Raw genomic sequence first — 16,925 nt, forward strand, 5'->3', positions numbered from 1 at the left:
GCCATACGGTGTATGGCTATGGAAGGGAGCACTCATGGCTCGGATCCCCGCCCCTGCGGGCCTGCCCCTCGTGGGCAACACGCTGCAGGTCCCCTCGCACGCGCCGGTCGAGCACTTCGTCAAGGTCGCCTCGCAGTACGACGAGGGCATCTTCCAGCTCGAGATCGCCGGCCGCCGGGTCATCCTCGTCTACGACCCGGACCTGGTGGCCGAGGTGTGTGACGAGAGCCGGTTCGTCAAGCGGATCAGACCGCCGCTGGCGATCGTGCGCGACTTCGGCGGTGACGGCCTGTTCACGGCCGATCACGACGAGCCGGTGTGGGGCCACGCGCACCGCATCCTGATGCCGGCCTTCAGCCAGCGCTCGATGAAGGCGTACTACCCGCAGTTCCTGGAGGTCGCCGAGCAGCTCGTCGCGTCGTGGGCAGCCCGCCAGGGGGAGGACCTGCCCGTCGCCGACGACATGACCAGGCTGACCCTCGACACGATCTCGCTGACCGGGTTCGGCTACCGGTTCAACTCCTTCGACTCGCCGCGGCTGCACCCGTTCCTGGAGGCCATGGGCGGGGCGCTGACCGAGGCCATGCACCGCAACCAGCAGCTCCCGTTCGTCACCAAGCTCAAGAAGCGGAACGAGGAGAGCTACCGGCGCGACATCGCCACCATGCAGGAGCTCGTGGACGAGGTGATCAAGCAGCGCCGCGCCGAGGGTGCCGGCGGGGGCGCCAAGGACCTGCTGGGGCTGATGCTGGAGGCGTCCGACCCGCAGACGGGTGCCCGCCTGTCCGACGAGAACATCCGCAACCAGGTCCTCACCTTCCTGATCGCCGGCCACGAGACCACCAGCGGCCTGCTCTCCTTCGCCCTGTACAACCTGCTGCGCGAGCCGCACGTGCTGGCCCGCGCCTACGAGGAGGTGGACCGGCTGCTGCCGGGCGACGAGCCGCCGGCGTACGAGACGATCATGAAGCTGGACGTCATCCCCCGCATCCTGGAGGAGACGCTGCGGATCTGGTCGCCGATCCCCGCCTTCAGCGTGACCGCCGAGCGCGACACCATGATCGGCCCCTACCTCATCCCCAGGAACCAGGGCGTCGGCGTGCTGCTCCCGCCGCTGCACCGTAGCGCCAAGGCGTGGGAGCGGCCGGACGAGTTCGACATCGACCGCTGGCTGCCGGAGAACAAGAAGAACCATCACCCCGCCGCGTACAAGCCGTTCGGCAACGGCGAGCGGGCCTGCATCGGACGCCAGTTCGCGCTCACGGAGGCCAGGCTGGCGCTGGCGATGATCCTGCGGCGCTTCGCCCTGTCCGACCCGAACGTCTACCGCATGAAGACCAAGCAGACGCTGACGCTGAAGCCCGACGGGTTCACGCTCAGGGTCCGCGAGCGGCGCGCGCACGAGCGGGCCGTGGTGGCCGCGCTGCCGGAGCAGGACAGCGAGCAGCACGACATCGCGGTGACCGGCGTGCCGCTCACCGTCGCCTACGGCTCCAACCTCGGCACCAGCTCCGACATCGCCGAGCGGCTGGCCGAGCGGGCCGGGCGGGCCGGGTTCGCCACCACGCTGACCACGCTGGACGAGCTGACGCCGCCCGCCGAGGGGCTGCTGATCGTGGTGGCCTCCTCCTACAACGGCAAGGCGCCCGACAACGCGCAGCGCTTCGACGCCCTGGAGACGCTGCCCGACCTGTCCGGCGTGCGGCTGGCCGTGCTGGGCTGCGGCAACACGCAGTGGCCCACGTACCAGGACTTCCCGCGGCGCGCGTACGAGAAGCTGACGGCGGCGGGGGCCGTCCCGCTCATCGAGCGGGGCGAGGCCGACACGGACGGCGACTTCGACGGCGACGTGTCCGCGTGGACGGCGCGCCTGTGGGCGGCGCTGGCCGAGGAGTACAGCGCCGACGCCGGGGCGGCGGGGCCGCGGTACGAGATGGAGGTGCTCAGCGAGGCCGAGGTCAGGCCGTCGGTGGTGTCGGAGCGCGCCTTCCCGCTCACCGTCATCTCCAACGAGGAGCTGACCGGCGACCCCGAGGGGCTCTGGGACTTCTCGACCGAGGCGCCGCGCCCCGGCGTGCGCTCCATCGTGGCCAGGCTGCCCGAGGGGGTGACGTACTCGGCGGGCGACCACGTGGCCGTCTTCGCCAAGAACGACCCCGAGCTGGTGGAGTGGGCGCTGCGCTGCCTGCGCGTCCCCCGCGAGCAGGTCGTACGGCTGCGCGCCGCCGGCACGACCCACCTGCCCGTGGACACGCCGGTCACCGCCGGGCTGCTGCTGACCGAGTTCGCCGAGCTGCAGGAGGTGGCCACCCGCGCCGACCTGGAGGCGCTGGCCGCGCACACCGCCTGCCCGTGGACCAGGGGGCAGCTCGCCGAGCTGACCGCGAGCTACGCCGACGAGATCCTCGCCAAGCGTGTCTCCCCGCTGGCGCTGCTGGAGCGCTTCCCGGCGATCGAGCTGCCGCTGCCGGTGTTCCTGGAGATGGCCGGGCCGATCAAGCCGCGCTACTACTCCGTCTCCTCCTCGCCGCTGGCCGACCCCGGCGTGGTACGGCTCACCGTCGGCCTCGTCGAGGGCCCCGCCTGGTCCGGTGCCGGCACCTACCAGGGCATGTGCTCGGCATACCTGGCGGGGCTGAAGGAGGGCGAGGTCTTCTACGGTTACGTCCGGGTGCCCGCGCCGCCGTTCCGGCTGCCGGACGACCCCGCCACGCCGGTGATCCTCGTCGGCCCCGGCACCGGGTTCGCGCCGCTGCGCGGCTTCCTGGAGGAGCGGGCGCTGGGCGGGGCGACGGGGCGGGCCGAGGTGTTCACCGGGTGCCGCCATCCCGAGCACGACCTGCTGTACGCCGATGAGCTGGCCTCCTGGGAGGGGGCCGGCGGGGTGAGCGTGCACCGGGCGTACTCGGCCGTGCCGGGGCATCCGTACCGGTTCGTTCAGGATGCCGTCGCGGCGCACGCGGACGAGGTGTGGGAGCTGCTGGAGCAGGGCGCCCACGTGTACGTCTGCGGTGACGGGCTGCGGATGGCGCCCGCCGTACGGCAGGCTCTGCTGGACATCCACCGGAGCAGGACCGGTGGCGAGGGCGGCGCGGCGTGGCTGGCGCGGCTGGAGGCAGACGGGCGTTACCAGCAGGACGTGTTCGCCTGACCTGCGGCGGCTGCTGCTGCTGCGGTTGCTGCGACTGCGGCTACGGCTGCGACTGCGAGAGCCCCGGCCCCGCGGCCGGGGCTCGGTGGCACAGGATGCCGGGCGGAAAACCTCAACTTCCCTTTATCGACAATCCGGACTTAACACTGCATCTTGGGATATAACCGCAGCATGCGCGACATATCCGTGGAACATGCTCGAAACCTTTCCACGGCACTGTGAGAGCCTCTGGAAAGGGGGCGGAAATGCTGCTGCGACTGAGGGTGTCGTTGCCCGACCGGCCGGGTGGTCTCGGCCAGGTCGCCAAGGCGCTGGGCGCGCTGGGAGCGGACATCCTGCAGGTCACCGTGCTCGAACGCGAGGCCGGCCGGGCCGTGGACGACTTCACCGTCTCCTGGCCGGGCCCGGTGACCGCCGCCGAGGCGCGCGAGCGGCTGTCCGCCGTGCCCGGCGTACGGGTGGAAGGCGTGTGGGCCACCAAGGAGGTGCCGGGTTCGGCCCCCGACTACGACCTGCTCATGCACGTGGCCGCCGAGCCCTCCAGGGGTTTCGCCACGCTCGTGGACGCCCTGCCCGCGCTGTGCGGCGCGGAGTGGTCGGTGGCGGTGGCCGACGGGGCCGTGCGGCACGCCTCGCTGGCGGCGCCCGCCGAGTTCGAGCTGCCCGAGCCGCCGCCGCGGGCCATCTGCGTGGACGCCGAGGAGGTGCGGCTGATGCTGCTGCCCGTGCTCGCCGCCGGGCTGCACGTGGTCGTGGCGCGGGCGGAGGGCCCGGTGTTCCACCGTGCCGAGGTGGAGCGGGCCGCCCGCATCGTGGACGTGGTCTCGAAGCTGGCGGCACGCGCGTCCTGACCTGATTGACCGAACAATCATCTGGTCACTAACGTGGGCCTCCTGATCGCGTAGCAACAGGAGCAGCCCGTGACCGTGCACGAGCCCGCCATCGGCCGCTACTACGAGGACTTCACCGTCGGCGACGTCTACCAGCACCCCATGGGCCGCACGATCAGCGAGGCGGACAACACCTGGTTCACGCTCCTGACCATGAACACGAACCAGAACCACTTCAACGCCCACCTGGCCGCCAAGTCGCCCACCGGCAAGATCATCGTGAACTCCGGGCTGACCGTGGCCATCGTGCTCGGCCTGTCCGTCATCGACGTCAGCCAGACCGCGATCATGAACCTGGGCTGGGAGGAGATCAAGCTCACCCACCCGGTGTTCGTGGGCGACACGCTGTACGCCGAGTCGAAGGTGACCGCGAAACGGGAGTCGAGGTCCCGCCCGTACGCCGGCATCGTCACCTGCTACACCCGCGGGCTCAACCAGGACGGCGACGAGATCATGTCCTGGACGCGGACCGTCATGGTCTACCGGCGCGACGCCCCGCACGACAAGGGTTACTTCCCCCAGGCCAGGACCGGCCCGCTCTGAGGAGGCGCACATGGACTTCGAGCTGACCGACGAGCAGAAGGCGTTCCGCGAGACCCTGCGCGCGTTCGTGGACAAGGAGATCGTGCCGGTCGCGACCGAGTGGGAGCACTCCGGGCGCTATCCCGCCGAGATCGTCGACAAGATGAAGCAGATGGGGCTGTTCGGGCTGTCCGTGCCCGAGGAGTACGGCGGCATGGCGGCCGACATGGTCTCGTTCGCGCTGGTCTTCGAGGAGATCGCGCGCGGCTGGATGGGCGTGGCGGGCACCATCGGCTCCCACTCGCTGGCCTGCTGGATGATCGCCCGCCACGGCACCGAGGAGCAGAAGCGGCTGCACCTGCCCGACCTGGCCACCGGCGCGCGCCGTACCGCGATCGCGCTGACCGAGCCCGGTGCGGGCACCGACCTGCAGGGCATCCAGACCCGCGCCGTCCGCGACGGCGATCACTACGTCGTGACCGGCACCAAGACGTGGATCACCAACGCCCGCCACGCCGACCCGCTGCCCGTCCTCGTCAAGACCTCGATCACCGAGCCCGCCCACAAGGGCATGTCGGTGCTGCTGGTGGACCCGTCGTCGCCCGGCTTCAGCGTCAGCCGCGACCTGCCCAAGCTCGGCTACAAGGGCACCGAGACGTGCGAGGTGGTGCTCGACGAGGTACGCGTGCCGCTCGCCTGCCTGCTCGGCGGCGTCGAGGGGCGCGGCATGCAGCAGGTGCTCGGCGGGCTGGAGCTGGGCCGCGTCAACATCGCCGCCCGCGCCGTCGGCGTCGCCCAGGCCGCCTACGACGCCGCGCTCGGCTACGCCCGCGAGCGCACCGCCTTCGGCCAGGCGATCGCCGACTTCCAGGCCATCCAGCTCAAGCTCGCCGACATGGCCACGGAGATCCAGGCCGCCCGGCTGCTCACGTACTGGGCCGCTTCCCAGGCCGATGGGGGCAGGCGGGTGGACATGGAGGCGGGCATGGCCAAGTACTTCGCCTCGGAGGTGGCGCTCAAGGCGTCGCTGGAGTCGATGCGCATCCACGGCGGGTACGGGTACTCGCAGGAGTACGTGGTCGAGCGCCTCTACCGGGACGCGCCGCTGATGGCGATCGGCGAGGGCACCAACGACGTGCAGCGGATGGTCATCGCCCGCGCGCTCGTCTCGGGGAAGGGCAAGGTCGGCTGGTAGGCGGCCGACGGCCACTCCTTATCCTGAGGAAAGGGACGAAGGGCGCAAGTGAGGGATGCCATGTCCGACCAGCACGATCCCGCCGATCATGATGACGATCACGGGCACGGACATGGACACGGGCACGGGCATGCGGAGGGCGGGGGCGGCCGGATCAGGGCCGTGCTGGGCGGGATCGGCCACGCCATCGCCCCCCACAGCCACGACACCTCCGACAAGACCGACAGCGCCCTGGAGGCCAGCGACCGGGGCATGCGCGTGCTGGCCATCTCCTTCGCCGTCCTCATGGCCACCGCCGCCGTCCAGGCCGTCATCGTCGCCGCCTCGGGCTCCGTCGCGCTGCTCGGCGACACGCTGCACAACTTCGCCGACGCCCTCACCGCCGTGCCGCTGGCCATCGCGTTCTCGCTGGGCCGCCGCGCCGCCAACCGCCGCTTCACCTACGGGTACGGCCGCGCGGAGGACCTGGCGGGCATCGTCATCGTGCTGCTCATCACCGCCTCGGCGGCCCTGGCCGGGTACGAGGCGGTCCGGCGGCTGCTCGACCCGCAGGAGATCAGGGCGGTGGGCTGGGTGGCCGCGGCGGCGGTGATCGGGTTCGCCGGCAACGAGTGGGTGGCCCGCTACCGCATCAAGGTCGGCAAGGAGATCGGCTCGGCCGCGCTGGTGGCCGACGGCCTGCACGCCAGGACCGACGGTTTCACCTCGCTGGCCGTGCTCCTGGGCGCGGGCGGTGCCGCGCTCGGCTTCCCCGTGGCCGACCCCGTCGTCGGCCTCCTCATCACCATCGCCATCGGCTTCGTCCTGCGTGACGCGGCCCGCGAGATCTACCACCGGCTCATGGACGCCGTCGATCCCGCGCTCGTGGACGACGCCGAGCGCATCCTGGCCACGGTGGACGGGGTGCGGGGGGTGGAGTCCGTACGGCTGCGGTGGATCGGCCACGCGCTGCACGCCGAGGTGGAGATCCTCGTCGATCATGACATGTCCGTCGTGGCGGCGCACAAGGTGGCCGTCGAGGCCGAGCACCGCCTCATCCACGACCTGCCACGGCTGCGCGCCGCCACCGTCCACACGGACCCGGACGGCCCGGACGGCGCCGACCACCACGCCAGCCTCACCGCCCACCGCGAGCCTTGAAGACCCGTGAAAGGCACCGCTGACCCCGCCGATCCCGGCATCACCGAGGCCGGAAAGGGTAGGTTGGGGCGAGTGTCCGCCGCCGCCCTTCCCGCCGCCACGCCCTCCGCCCCGCCCGCCGCGAGGCTCGCCTGGCTCGATGCCCTGCGCGGCATCGGCGCGCTCGCCGTGGTGGCCGAGCACCTGCTGCCGTGGTTCCTGCCCGCGCTGCGGCCCTACTGGTTCAGCCTGGGCGTCTACGGCATCCTGGTCTTCTTCCTGGTCAGCGGCTACATCATCCCGACGTCCCTGGAGCGGCACGGCGACGTCAGGGCCTTCTGGATCAGCCGCTTCTTCCGCCTCTACCCTCTCTACCTCGCCGTCATCGCCCTGGTCCTGGCCTTGGCGTGGTGGGTGCCGGTGCGGGGGGAGGTGCCGCGCGACGGGAGCGCGGTGGCGGCGCACGCGACCATGCTGCTCGACGTCGTCAGCGTCGGCGGGGTGGCCGACACCATGTGGACGCTGTCGTACGAGATGGTGTTCTACCTGCTGGTCACGGCGCTGTTCCTGATCCGCGGGCACGACCGCAGCGGGCTGCTGTCGATGGGGTTCGCGGCGGGGGCCGTGGTGGTGGGGCTGGTGGCGTCGGGCGCGGTGCTCAAGGGCGGGTGGCCGGCGTACGTGTCGTGCGCGGTGTTCGTCGTCGGCCTGACCGGGGTGCTCGTGGGCAGGCTCCGTACGCTGTCGGCCTGCGTGCTCGGCCTCATGGCGGTGACGTTGCTGGTGCTGAGCAGCCGGGTGCCGTGGCTGGGCACGGCGGTGCTGGCCGTGATGTTCGCGGGCACGGCCATCCACCGGTGGGAGCGCGGGACGGGCGGGTTGTGGCCGGTCGCGGTCACCTCGGCGCTGGTCGCGATCTCCCCCCTGTGGGCGATCGAGAGCGGCTGGTGGTGGGTGCGGGCCGACGTGTGGATCACCACGATCGCGCTGGCCGGGGCCACGTTCGCGATCGGGATGGCGCTGCGCGGGCGGCGGCTGCCCCGGGTGCTGGTGTGGTTCGGGCTGATCAGCTACTCGCTCTACCTGGTGCACCACCCGGTGCTGAAGTACTTCGTGGAGATCTCCGGCGACCTGCGGCGGGCGGACCTGCCGGTCCAGCTCGGCATGTCGGTGCTGGCGGTGGCCGTGATCGTCGGCGCCAGCGCGCTGACCTACCGGTACGTCGAGCGGCCCATGCAGGAGCTGGGCCGCCGCGTGTCACGCCGGTGCCGTCACGGGCTCCAGGGCGGAGGCGATCAGCGGGTGGCGAGCCAGGACTCCGGCCACGACCGGGTCCTCGGCCATCAGGAACGCCAGGTGCCTGACCGCGTGCGCGACCACGTTGGCCAGGTGGACCCGCTCGGGTGACGGCGTCGCGGGGGCCTCGCCCCGGGCGATCTCCAGCACCGGCACCTCGACGGCGGCCAGCCAGGGCTCCGGATCGGGGCAGATCGCGTACGTCAGCACGATCCTCCCGCCCGGCTCGTGCCGCCAGCTCGTGGAGTGCACGACCACGCCGGGGTCGCCGGCCGTGACGCCGGCCAGCCTGCGGGCGGCCCCGTCGGGGCTCTCCCCGTGTAGTGGCTGGGTAATGGCATGCCGGTAGGACCATCGCTTGTCGGTGCTCACCCGTAGCATGAGCGTCTCAACCGAGACCACGTGTCTCCCCGTCACCGACAACAACTTACTGCCAATCATATGCAACTGCGTCCGTGAGGCATATGTGTCCTGGTCTTGAAACTTCGCGGCGGGCAGGGTTGTAGTCGAGGGCGTGCGAGAGAGAGGCCGAGACTGATGCCCGGTTTGCTGGTGCTGATGGGGTCGGGCGAGACGAGCCCGACCATGGTGGAGATCCACCGCGCCGCCGCGCGGACGCTGCGCGCGGGGGCGCGGGCCGTGCTGCTCGACACCCCGTACGCCTTCCAGGAGAACCATGCCGACATCTCCGCCCGCGCTCGCGGATACTTCGCCCGCAGCGTCGGCCTGGATGTCGAGGTGGCGTCGGCGATCACCGGCGCCGACTGGGTGTTCTCCGGCCCCGGCAGCCCCACCTACGCGCTCGACCGGTGGGCCGGCTCCGGCGTGGCCGGCGACCTGCGGGCCAGGATCCGTGCCCGCGCGGGCGTGACCGTGCTGGCCTCGGCCGCCGCCTGCACCGCCGGCCTGGCGACCGTGCCGGTCTACGAGATCTACAAGGTCGGCGCCGAGCCCCACTGGCGCGAGGGCATCGACCTGCTGGAGCCGCTCGGGCTGCGGGCGGTGCTGATCCCGCACTTCGACAACGCCGAGGGCGGCACCCACGACACCCGCTACTGCTACCTCGGCGAGCGCCGGCTGTCGCGCATGGAGCGCGAGCTGCCGCCCGGCACGGCGGTCCTCGGGCTCGACGAGCACACCGCCCTGATCATCGACCTGGAGAGCGAGTCGGTGCGCGTCGCGGGCCGCGGCGGCCTGACCGTGCGGCGGCCCGGCTCGCTCGCGATCCTGCCCACGGGCACCACCACCGACCTCGGCGAGCTGCGCCGCCTGGCCGAGGGCCGCGCCGGCGCCCCCGTCCCGCTCCCACCCCTGGACGCCGTCGCCGACGCGCCCGCCGAGGTGACGCTGGAGGAGACGATCCGCTCGTGCGAGGAGCTCTTCAAGACCGCCGCCGACCGGCCCGACATGGTGGCGGCGGCGCAGGCCGTGCTCGACCTGGAGGCGGAGATCGTCAAGTGGGCCGCCGACACGGAGGAGGACGCGGGCGGGGTGGAGCAGGCCAGGGAGCTGATGCGGCTGCTGATCGCCCGCCTGGGCGAGCTCGCCCAGGCGGCGGGCCGGCGCTCCGAGGGGCTGCCCGCACTGGTGGAGCCGCTGCTGGAGTTGCGGGCGGAGCTGCGGGGGAGGGGGTGTTACGACGTGGCGGACGCGGTGCGGGACGCGATGGCGCGGGGCGGCGTGGCGGTCGAGGACACCGCCGACGGCCCTCGATGGTCGGCGGCCTCCTGAACTCGGCCTGTATCTCATGGATGACTCCCCGCCGCGTTCACCGGCCTGCGCCGCTAGAACGTCCTGGCGACCTGTCTGGCGTGCTCGTCCGCCTGCTTGCGCTCGTTCTCGTACGAGCCCGTCAGCGTCGGGTGGTGCCGGATCGCCCGCACGTCGCCGATCCCCGCCCACTTCAGCCACTCCTCGAAGAACGTGGACTGGAAGTCGATCCCGAACTCCGGCCCCAGCCCCGGCCCCCACACGGCGCTGGTGTAGACGACGGCGGCGCGCTTGCCCGTGACGAGGCCGCGGTAGCCGGTCTCCGGGTGCACGTCGAAGACCATCGCGGGCTGGCTGACGACGTCGATGAACTGCTTCAGCTTGTACGGCACCCCCGAGTTCCACATGGGCACGCTGAACAGGTACCGGTCGTAGGCGTCGAAGCGCTCGAACGTGCGCACGGCCGCCGCCCAGGCCGCCGCCTGCTCGCCCTCCGGTGTGCCGCCCCCGAACACGGTCATCTTGGCGTGCGCGGCGGCCGGGCCGAACTCGGGGAGCGTCCCGTCCCACAGGTCGAAGTGGTCGACGGAGGAGCCGGGGTGGGTGGCGAGGTACTCGTCGGTGAACGTCCTGGCGATGGCCAGGGAGATGGACTCCGCTCCGCGCGGTGAGGCGGAGACGTGCAGCAGACGGCTCATGGTGCCGGTTCCCTTCGCTGGAAGTTTCGGACTGTGGTCCGGTTACGTGAGCCGACAATACGGACTGCGGTCCGGTTGGTCAAGCGAAAAGAAGGCCGGGCGCCGCCGGAGGGCGCCCGGCCTGGGAGGCAGGCGGGAGGGGGCTAGCGGCGCGGCGGGTCGATGCGGGCGCCGTCCATGGTGAAGATCATGATGCGGGACAGGTCCACCCCGACCTTGGCGGCGTCGCCGGCGCGCCAGATGGGCCGGTTGCCGAGCCGGACGATCAGGTCGGAGCGGCGGTGGATGCCGCTGTTGGCATGCGCGCCGACCTGCTCCTGCTCCTGCCACTCCTGCTCCTGGCGCGGGAACAGCCGCCGCACCAGGCCCGACAGCTTGCCGGCGCCGTTCTTGCCGCCGTTGGCGCGCCGGCCGCGCGGGTCCGGCGGCTCGGGCACCGGTACGGCCGGCATCCCGCACTCCAGGTACGCCAGCCACTCGTGCCCGTGGTACTCCAGCGCCCGCACCCGCCCGAAGAAAGACGGCCCCTCGTACGACTCCGGCACCGGCGCCAGCCCGTCCGGCCGCAGCCCCACCAGGACCTGGCCGCCGGTGTGCTGCGAGATGGCGTACGCCCTGGGATCGCTCCACGGCATCGTGAGCCGGTGCGGGCCGAAATCGAGCATCACGTACTGGTTCTGCGGCGTCCTTACACCCGCCGCCAACAGGTTCAACTGCTGGGAGTTGAGGAAAGCGGCCACGAAGGCCGTCGCTGGATCGTTGTAAATCTGGGCCGGAGTGCCGACGTCCTGAAGGACGCCGCGATTCAGGATCGCGATCCGGTCCGCCAGCGTCAGCGCCTCGACCTGGTCGTGCGTGACGTAGATCGTGGTGACGCCGAGCGACCTGACCAGCGACGAGATCTCCATCCGCAGCTCGGTGCGCATGCCGGCGTCCAGGTTCGACAGCGGCTCGTCCATGAGGAACAGCTTGGGCTGGCGCACGATCGCCCGGCCCATCGCCACCCGCTGCCGCTGGCCGCCTGAGAGCGTGCCCGGGCGGCGGTCCAGCGTCTCGTCGATGTGCAGCGCCTTCGACAGCTCCGTGACGCGCTCGCGCACCATGGCCGGGTCGGACTTGGCGATCTCCAGCGGGAAGGCGATGTTCCCGCGTACCGTCCGGTGGGGGTAGAGGGCGCCGTTCTGGAAGACCATCGCCACGTCACGGTCGCGCGGGGCGAGGTGGTTGGCCATTTGCCCGTCTAACCAGAGCTCGCCGTCGGTGATCTCCTCCAGGCCCGCGATCATGCGCAGCAGCGTGGACTTGCCGCAACCCGAGGGGCCGAGAAGGACGAGGAACTCGCCGTCTTCCGCCTGCAGGCTCAGCCGGTCGACTGCGAGGTAGTCACCCGGATACACCTTGGACACTTTGTCGAGAACGACCGAGCTCATGGGCCCACACCTTGCGCGCGTGTCACCTGTGACGAGGCTGATTGATGAGGTAGTACATCGCGCCTTAACGCTACATGTCCACCCTTGACATAAAGAATCTCTTTCGTGTGCGTTTCGGGCGGGAGTTTTGGGTGTCCGTACACCCAGATTTCCGGATCTGCGGGGCGTGGAAGGACTTGCGTAAAGTTGCGGAAAGGGCTTTCATGGTCGGGACGTTCGGGGGATGACTCGGGGGAAACCATGACCGCTTGGTGGCGAGACGCCGCGATCTACCAGGTCTACGTGCGCAGTTTCGCCGATGGCAACGGTGACGGCATCGGTGACCTGATCGGTGTTCGCGATCGCCTGCCGTACCTCGCCGACCTCGGTGTGGACGCCATCTGGCTGACGCCGTTCTACACCTCGCCGATGGCCGACTTCGGCTACGACGTGGCGGACTACCGCGACGTCGACCCGCTTTTCGGCTCGCTCGCGGACGCCAAGGCGCTCATCGACGAGGCCCACGAGCACGGGCTGCGCGTCATCGTGGACGTCGTGCCGAACCACACCTCCTCCGCCCACCCCTGGTTCCAGCAGGCGCTGCGCGGCGAGAGGCGCGATCGTTACATCTTCCGCGACCAGCCCAACGACTGGGAGTCGATCTTCGGCGGGCCCGCGTGGACGCAGGTGGCGGACGGGCAGTGGTACCTGCACCTGTTCGACCCCGCCCAGCCGGACCTCAACTGGGACAGCGAGGAGGTGCGCGGGGAGTTCCTGTCGATCCTGCGCTTCTGGCTCGACCTGGGCGTCGACGGCTTCCGCGTGGACGTCGCGCACGGCATGGTCAAGCCGGCCGGCCTGCCCGACATCGGCCGCGGCAACCAGGCCAGGATGGTCGGCAGGGAGCCGGTGCCGTTCTTCGACAACGACGGCGTGCACGAGATCCACCGCGCCTGGCGGGCCGTGCTCGACTCCTACCCCGGCGAGCGGATCGGCGTGGCCGAGGCCTGGGCGCCGACGCCCGAGCGGCTGGCCATGTACGTCCGCCCCGACGAGCTGCACCAGGCGTTCAACTTCCACTACCTGTTCGCCCCCTGGGACGCCACGCAGCTGCGTGCCGTGATCGACTCCTCGCTGGCCACGGCCGGCTCGGTCGGCGCGCCGACCACCTGGGTGCTGTCGAACCACGACGTCAAGCGGCACGTCACCCGCTACGGCAGCCTGGCCCGCGCCCGCGCCGCCGCGCTGCTGACGCTCGCCCTGCCCGGCTCGGCCTACGTCTACAACGGCGAGGAGCTCGGCCTGCCCGAGGTGCTCGACCTGCCGGCGGAGCTGTGCCAGGACCCGCAGCGGCTGCGCGACCCCGACAGCGGCCGCGACGGCTGCCGCGTGCCGATGCCGTGGACGCGCGACGGCGGCTGGACCGACCCGTGGCTGCCCATCCCCGCGGGCTGGGCCGAGCTGAGCGTGCAGGCCCAGCACGGCGTGCCCGGCTCGACGCTGGAGCTGTACCGCCAGGCCCTGCGGCTGCGCAAGGAGATCGAGGGCGAGCTGGTTTGGCACGACTCGCCCGAGGGCACGCTGGTGTTCTCCCGCGGTACGTTCGTCTGCGCCGTCAACCTGACCGGGACCCCCGTGGACCTCGGCGTCGACGGCGAGCTCCTGATCGCCTCCGATGTCCCTGGAGCAGCGGATTCGGCGGCCTGGTGGAAAGTAAAGTAAGTGCCATGACTGGTCACGCTCGCCTAGCCGACATCGCCGCCCAGGCCGGGGTGAGCGAGGCCACGGTCAGCCGGGTCCTCAACGGGAAACCCGGAGTCTCGGCCGCCACCCGCCAAGCGGTGATGACCGCGCTCGACCTCATGGGGTACGAACGCCCGCCCCGCCTGCGGCAACGCAGCAACGGGCTGATCGGCCTGGTGACACCGGAGCTGGACAACCCGATCTTCCCCGCGTTCGCGCAGGCCATCGAGAAGGCCCTGACCCAGCACGGCTACACGCCCGTGCTGTGCACCCAGCTACCCGGCGGCGCGCCGGAGGACGAGTTCACCGAGCTGCTGGTCGATCGCGGCGTGAGCGGCATCGTGTTCGTCTCGGGGCTGCACGCCGACACCACCGCGCGGATGGACCGCTACACCCGGCTGACCGACCGTGGGCTGCCGATCGTGCTGGTCGACGGCTACAGCGAGCACATCGACGCGCCCTTCATCTCGCCCGACGACCGCATGGCCGCGCGGCTGGCCGTGCAGCACCTGGTCGACCTCGGCCACGAGCGCATCGGGCTGGCGCTGGGGCCGCGCAGGTTCGTGCCGGTGATCAGGAAGATCGAGGGTTACCGGCAGGCCATGGCGCAGCTCCTCGGCGCGGCCGACCTGGACGACCTGATCGCGCACTCGCTGTTCTCGGTCGAGGGCGGGCAGGCCGCCGCCGCCCAGCTCCTGACCCGCGGCTGCACCGGCATCGTGTGCGCGAGCGACCTGATGGCGCTGGGCGCGATCCGCGCCTGCAGGGAGAAGGGGCTGTCGGTGCCCGCGGAGGTGTCGGTGGTCGGGTTCGACGACTCGCCGCTGATCGCGTTCACCGACCCGCCGCTGACCACGGTGCGCAAGCCGATAGGAGCGATGGCCTCGGCGGCCGTGCAGACCCTGCTCGAAGAGGTCAACGGCGCGCCCGCCAAGCACGTCGAGCTGATCTTCCAGCCGGAGCTCGTCGTCCGCGGCTCCACCGGCTCAGGGCCGCTGGTCAACCGGTGAGTGCCGACGTCCTGGTCCTCGGCGGGTCCGGGGTCGACACCACCGTGTACGTGCCCGAGCTGCCCCTGCCGTACCGCGACACCTACCACGTGCCGCCGGTCGTCGACAGGGTCGGCAACACCGGCTCCGGCGTCGCGCTCGGCTGCCACGCGCTCGGGCTCGGCGTCGTCTTCGCCGACCTCATCGGTGACGACCCGCAAGGCGCCCTGATCCGCCACGCGCTGCGCGAGATCGACTGCCGCTGGGGTCAGGCCGAGGCCGGCACCACGCGCAGCGTCCTGCTCGTCGGCCCCGACGGGCGCCGGCTGTCGCTGCACGACCCGAAGGCCACGCCGGGCGAGCGCCTGCCGAGGGAGCTGTACACCGGCGTGGACGCCGCGCACGTGCACGTGTCGATCACCGACCGCTGCCGCGACGTCCACCACGACCTGGAGGGCAGGTCCGTCTCCACCGACCTGCACGACTGGGACGGCGTCAACGACTACCACAAGGACTTCGCCTACCGCTCCGACCTGGTGTTCCTGTCGGCCACCGCCCTCCCCGACCCGGCCGCGGCGATGCGCGACATCCTGCGGCGCGGGCGCGCCCACACGGTCGTGTGCACGCGTGGCGCCGACGGCTGCCTCGTCCTGACCCGCGACGCCGGCGAGGTGCGCGCCTTCCCCGCCGCCCCGCTGCCCGGCCCGGTGGCCGACAGCAACGGCGCGGGCGACGCATTCGTCTCCGGCTTCCTGTACGGCCTGCTGCGCGGCAGGCCGCTGGAGGAGTCCGTACGGCTGGGCGCCATCGCCGGCGCGCACGCCTGCACGGTCACCGGCACGCACGAGTCCCCGATCAGCGAGCCGCTGCTGCTGGCCAGGGCTCAGGCGTCGGCCGGCTGAGGCCGGTCGAGCTCCCGCCAGGCCCGGCAGACGAAGGGCGGCACGGAGATCAGCAGGTAGACGCCGGTGAAGACGAACAGGGTGGCGCCGAGGCCGATGACCGCGGTGAGCGAGCCGGCCAGCAGCCCGCCGAGCGGCATCCCCGCGTACGCGGCGGCCGTCATGGCGCCGATCACGCGGGCCCGCAGCGGGACGGGGATCCGGCCGTACTGGAGGATGCCCAGGATGGGGTTGATCGCGCCCGCGGCGAACCCGGATACCGCCGTGACGGCGAGCGCGGCGGGGAACGGCGCGCCCATGGCCAGCACCAGCACGCGCGGCACCCCGGCCAGGAGGAAGCACCATCCGTACGTCAGCCGCATGGGCAACCGGTCGCCGGCCGTCCCGTACACGATGGTCCCGGCCACCGCGCCCGCTCCCAGCACGCCGGTGAGCAGCCCGAACGCCCGCGGGTCGCCGGTCACCTCGCGCGCGTACAGCGCCAGCAGCACCTGGGTCACGCCGGTGTCCAGCAGGTTCACGACCACGATCATCGCGGTGGCGCTGAGCTGCAGCCGGTCCCGCCACAGGAAGGCCAGCCCGGCCCGCAGCTTGCTCGCGTACCCGCCGGAGTCGCGCCGCCCCCGCTTCACCCGCGGCACGCCTGCGGCGACCAGCGCCGCGGACAGCAGGAACGTCACCCCGTCCACCAGCAGCAGCATGCTCGGGCCGAGCCACAGGATGAGCACCCCGGCCAGCGGCGCTCCCACCATCGCGGCCCCGCGGTGGACACCGTCGTAGGCGGACGTCGCCCGCTCGATCCGCACGCCCGCCGCCGTGGCCAGGTCGGGCAGCATGGCCTTGCGCGCGGTCTCGCCCGGGGTGGCCGCCAGCCAGCGCAGGAACAGCAGCGCCAGCAGCAGCGGGTAACTCAGCCCGGTCGTCAGGAAGAGCACCGGCACGGCCAGCACGATCAGCCCGCTGACCAGGTCGGACAGCACGCTCACCGGGCGGAACCCGAGCCGGTCCACCATCGTGCTGCCGAAGGCGGCGGAGATGACGATGGGCAGCGTCGTGGCGAACGAGGCCAGCCCCGTGAGCACGGGGCTGCCGGTGGTCTCCAGGACGAACCACGGGACGGCGAGGAGACAGAGCATGGTTCCGGTGACGGAAAGGGCGTTGGCGGCCAGCAAGGTGATGAATGCACGCCTCACGCGGTTTGCCCCCGGGCAACGATTCCGATTGTCAGCGTTTCTCATGGGCGGCTTGTGGTCAAGGGAGCGTGTTTGCGTAGGCATGTCGTAAATAAGGTGATTTGATAG

13 protein-coding genes are annotated in these 16,925 nt (G+C 71.5%); 10 read left to right on the plus strand and 3 right to left on the minus strand.

Annotated features, from left to right (window positions below):
• The first annotated feature begins 34 nt into the window (after window positions 1-34).
• From AB0I79_RS04335 to AB0I79_RS04365, 7 genes are all read left to right on the plus strand, one after another.
• Complete coding sequence (locus tag AB0I79_RS04335; RefSeq protein WP_357866668.1) at window positions 35-3,151, plus strand: cytochrome P450; 3,117 nt, start codon at window positions 35-37, stop codon at window positions 3,149-3,151.
• Window positions 3,152-3,396: 245 nt separating this feature from the next.
• The gene (locus AB0I79_RS04340) at window positions 3,397-4,002 is read left to right on the plus strand and encodes an ACT domain-containing protein (RefSeq protein ID WP_357866670.1); all 606 of its coding nucleotides are present in this window, start codon (window positions 3,397-3,399) and stop codon (window positions 4,000-4,002) included.
• Between the two features lie 69 nt (window positions 4,003-4,071).
• Window positions 4,072-4,584 (plus strand): MaoC family dehydratase, encoded by a 513-nt coding sequence (locus AB0I79_RS04345; RefSeq protein ID WP_357866672.1) that lies wholly within the window; start codon window positions 4,072-4,074, stop codon window positions 4,582-4,584.
• A gap of 10 nt (window positions 4,585-4,594) precedes the next feature.
• Window positions 4,595-5,758, plus strand: coding sequence for an acyl-CoA dehydrogenase family protein (locus AB0I79_RS04350; RefSeq protein WP_357866675.1), 1,164 nt, complete (start codon window positions 4,595-4,597; stop codon window positions 5,756-5,758).
• Between the two features lie 60 nt (window positions 5,759-5,818).
• Window positions 5,819-6,898 carry a cation diffusion facilitator family transporter gene (locus AB0I79_RS04355; RefSeq protein ID WP_357866678.1) on the plus strand — a complete coding sequence of 360 codons (1,080 nt, stop codon included), beginning with the start codon at window positions 5,819-5,821 and terminating at the stop codon, window positions 6,896-6,898.
• A 72-nt stretch (window positions 6,899-6,970) separates the two neighbouring features.
• A complete protein-coding gene (locus AB0I79_RS04360) occupies window positions 6,971-8,284 on the plus strand; it encodes an acyltransferase (RefSeq protein WP_357866680.1) in 1,314 nt (437 codons plus the stop codon).
• A gap of 426 nt (window positions 8,285-8,710) precedes the next feature.
• Window positions 8,711-9,904 (plus strand): hypothetical protein, encoded by a 1,194-nt coding sequence (locus AB0I79_RS04365; RefSeq protein ID WP_357866683.1) that lies wholly within the window; start codon window positions 8,711-8,713, stop codon window positions 9,902-9,904.
• 53 nt (window positions 9,905-9,957) lie between these two features.
• Here the strand turns inward: AB0I79_RS04365 and AB0I79_RS04370 are convergent, their stop codons facing one another.
• Entirely contained in the window at window positions 9,958-10,581 is a 624-nt protein-coding gene (locus AB0I79_RS04370) for an NAD(P)H-dependent oxidoreductase (protein ID WP_357866685.1), read from the minus strand.
• A gap of 143 nt (window positions 10,582-10,724) precedes the next feature.
• Window positions 10,725-12,011, minus strand: a complete 1,287-nt coding sequence (locus tag AB0I79_RS04375; protein WP_357866687.1) for an ATP-binding cassette domain-containing protein — start codon at window positions 12,009-12,011, stop codon at window positions 10,725-10,727.
• Window positions 12,012-12,251: 240 nt separating this feature from the next.
• Between AB0I79_RS04375 and AB0I79_RS04380 the strand changes: the two genes are divergently transcribed.
• From AB0I79_RS04380 to AB0I79_RS04390, 3 genes are read left to right on the plus strand one after another with little or no spacing between them, the layout of a single operon-like run.
• Window positions 12,252-13,712 carry a glycoside hydrolase family 13 protein gene (locus AB0I79_RS04380; RefSeq protein ID WP_357866690.1) on the plus strand — a complete coding sequence of 487 codons (1,461 nt, stop codon included), beginning with the start codon at window positions 12,252-12,254 and terminating at the stop codon, window positions 13,710-13,712.
• Window positions 13,713-13,717: 5 nt separating this feature from the next.
• On the plus strand, window positions 13,718-14,743 hold the full coding sequence (locus AB0I79_RS04385) for a LacI family DNA-binding transcriptional regulator (protein ID WP_357866692.1): 1,026 nt from the start codon (window positions 13,718-13,720) through the stop codon (window positions 14,741-14,743).
• Entirely contained in the window at window positions 14,740-15,624 is an 885-nt protein-coding gene (locus tag AB0I79_RS04390; protein WP_357866695.1) for a PfkB family carbohydrate kinase, read from the plus strand. The genes AB0I79_RS04385 and AB0I79_RS04390 overlap by 4 nt, the downstream gene beginning before the upstream one ends.
• Here the strand turns inward: AB0I79_RS04390 and AB0I79_RS04395 are convergent.
• Window positions 15,606-16,817 carry an MFS transporter gene (locus tag AB0I79_RS04395; RefSeq protein ID WP_357866698.1) on the minus strand — a complete coding sequence of 404 codons (1,212 nt, stop codon included), beginning with the start codon at window positions 16,815-16,817 and terminating at the stop codon, window positions 15,606-15,608. The genes AB0I79_RS04390 and AB0I79_RS04395 overlap by 19 nt on opposite strands.
• Window positions 16,818-16,925: the final 108 nt, after the last annotated feature.

Source organism: Nonomuraea sp. NPDC050202, assembly GCF_040656115.1.
Classification (GTDB): Bacteria; Actinomycetota; Actinomycetes; order Streptosporangiales; family Streptosporangiaceae; genus Nonomuraea.

Excerpts from the sequence above, each read along its gene's own strand:
- AB0I79_RS04365 (WP_357866683.1), top strand. The coding sequence starts at position 8,711 with ATGCCCGGTTTGCTGGTGCTGATGGGGTCGGGCGAGACGAGCCCGACC.
- AB0I79_RS04370 (WP_357866685.1), bottom strand. The coding sequence starts at position 10,581 with ATGAGCCGTCTGCTGCACGTCTCCGCCTCACCGCGCGGAGCGGAGTCC.
- AB0I79_RS04385 (WP_357866692.1), top strand. The coding sequence starts at position 13,718 with ATGACTGGTCACGCTCGCCTAGCCGACATCGCCGCCCAGGCCGGGGTG.
- AB0I79_RS04355 (WP_357866678.1), top strand. The coding sequence starts at position 5,819 with ATGTCCGACCAGCACGATCCCGCCGATCATGATGACGATCACGGGCAC.
- AB0I79_RS04335 (WP_357866668.1), top strand. The coding sequence starts at position 35 with ATGGCTCGGATCCCCGCCCCTGCGGGCCTGCCCCTCGTGGGCAACACG.
- AB0I79_RS04350 (WP_357866675.1), top strand. The coding sequence starts at position 4,595 with ATGGACTTCGAGCTGACCGACGAGCAGAAGGCGTTCCGCGAGACCCTG.
- AB0I79_RS04340 (WP_357866670.1), top strand. The coding sequence starts at position 3,397 with ATGCTGCTGCGACTGAGGGTGTCGTTGCCCGACCGGCCGGGTGGTCTC.
- AB0I79_RS04380 (WP_357866690.1), top strand. The coding sequence starts at position 12,252 with ATGACCGCTTGGTGGCGAGACGCCGCGATCTACCAGGTCTACGTGCGC.
- AB0I79_RS04375 (WP_357866687.1), bottom strand. The coding sequence starts at position 12,011 with ATGAGCTCGGTCGTTCTCGACAAAGTGTCCAAGGTGTATCCGGGTGAC.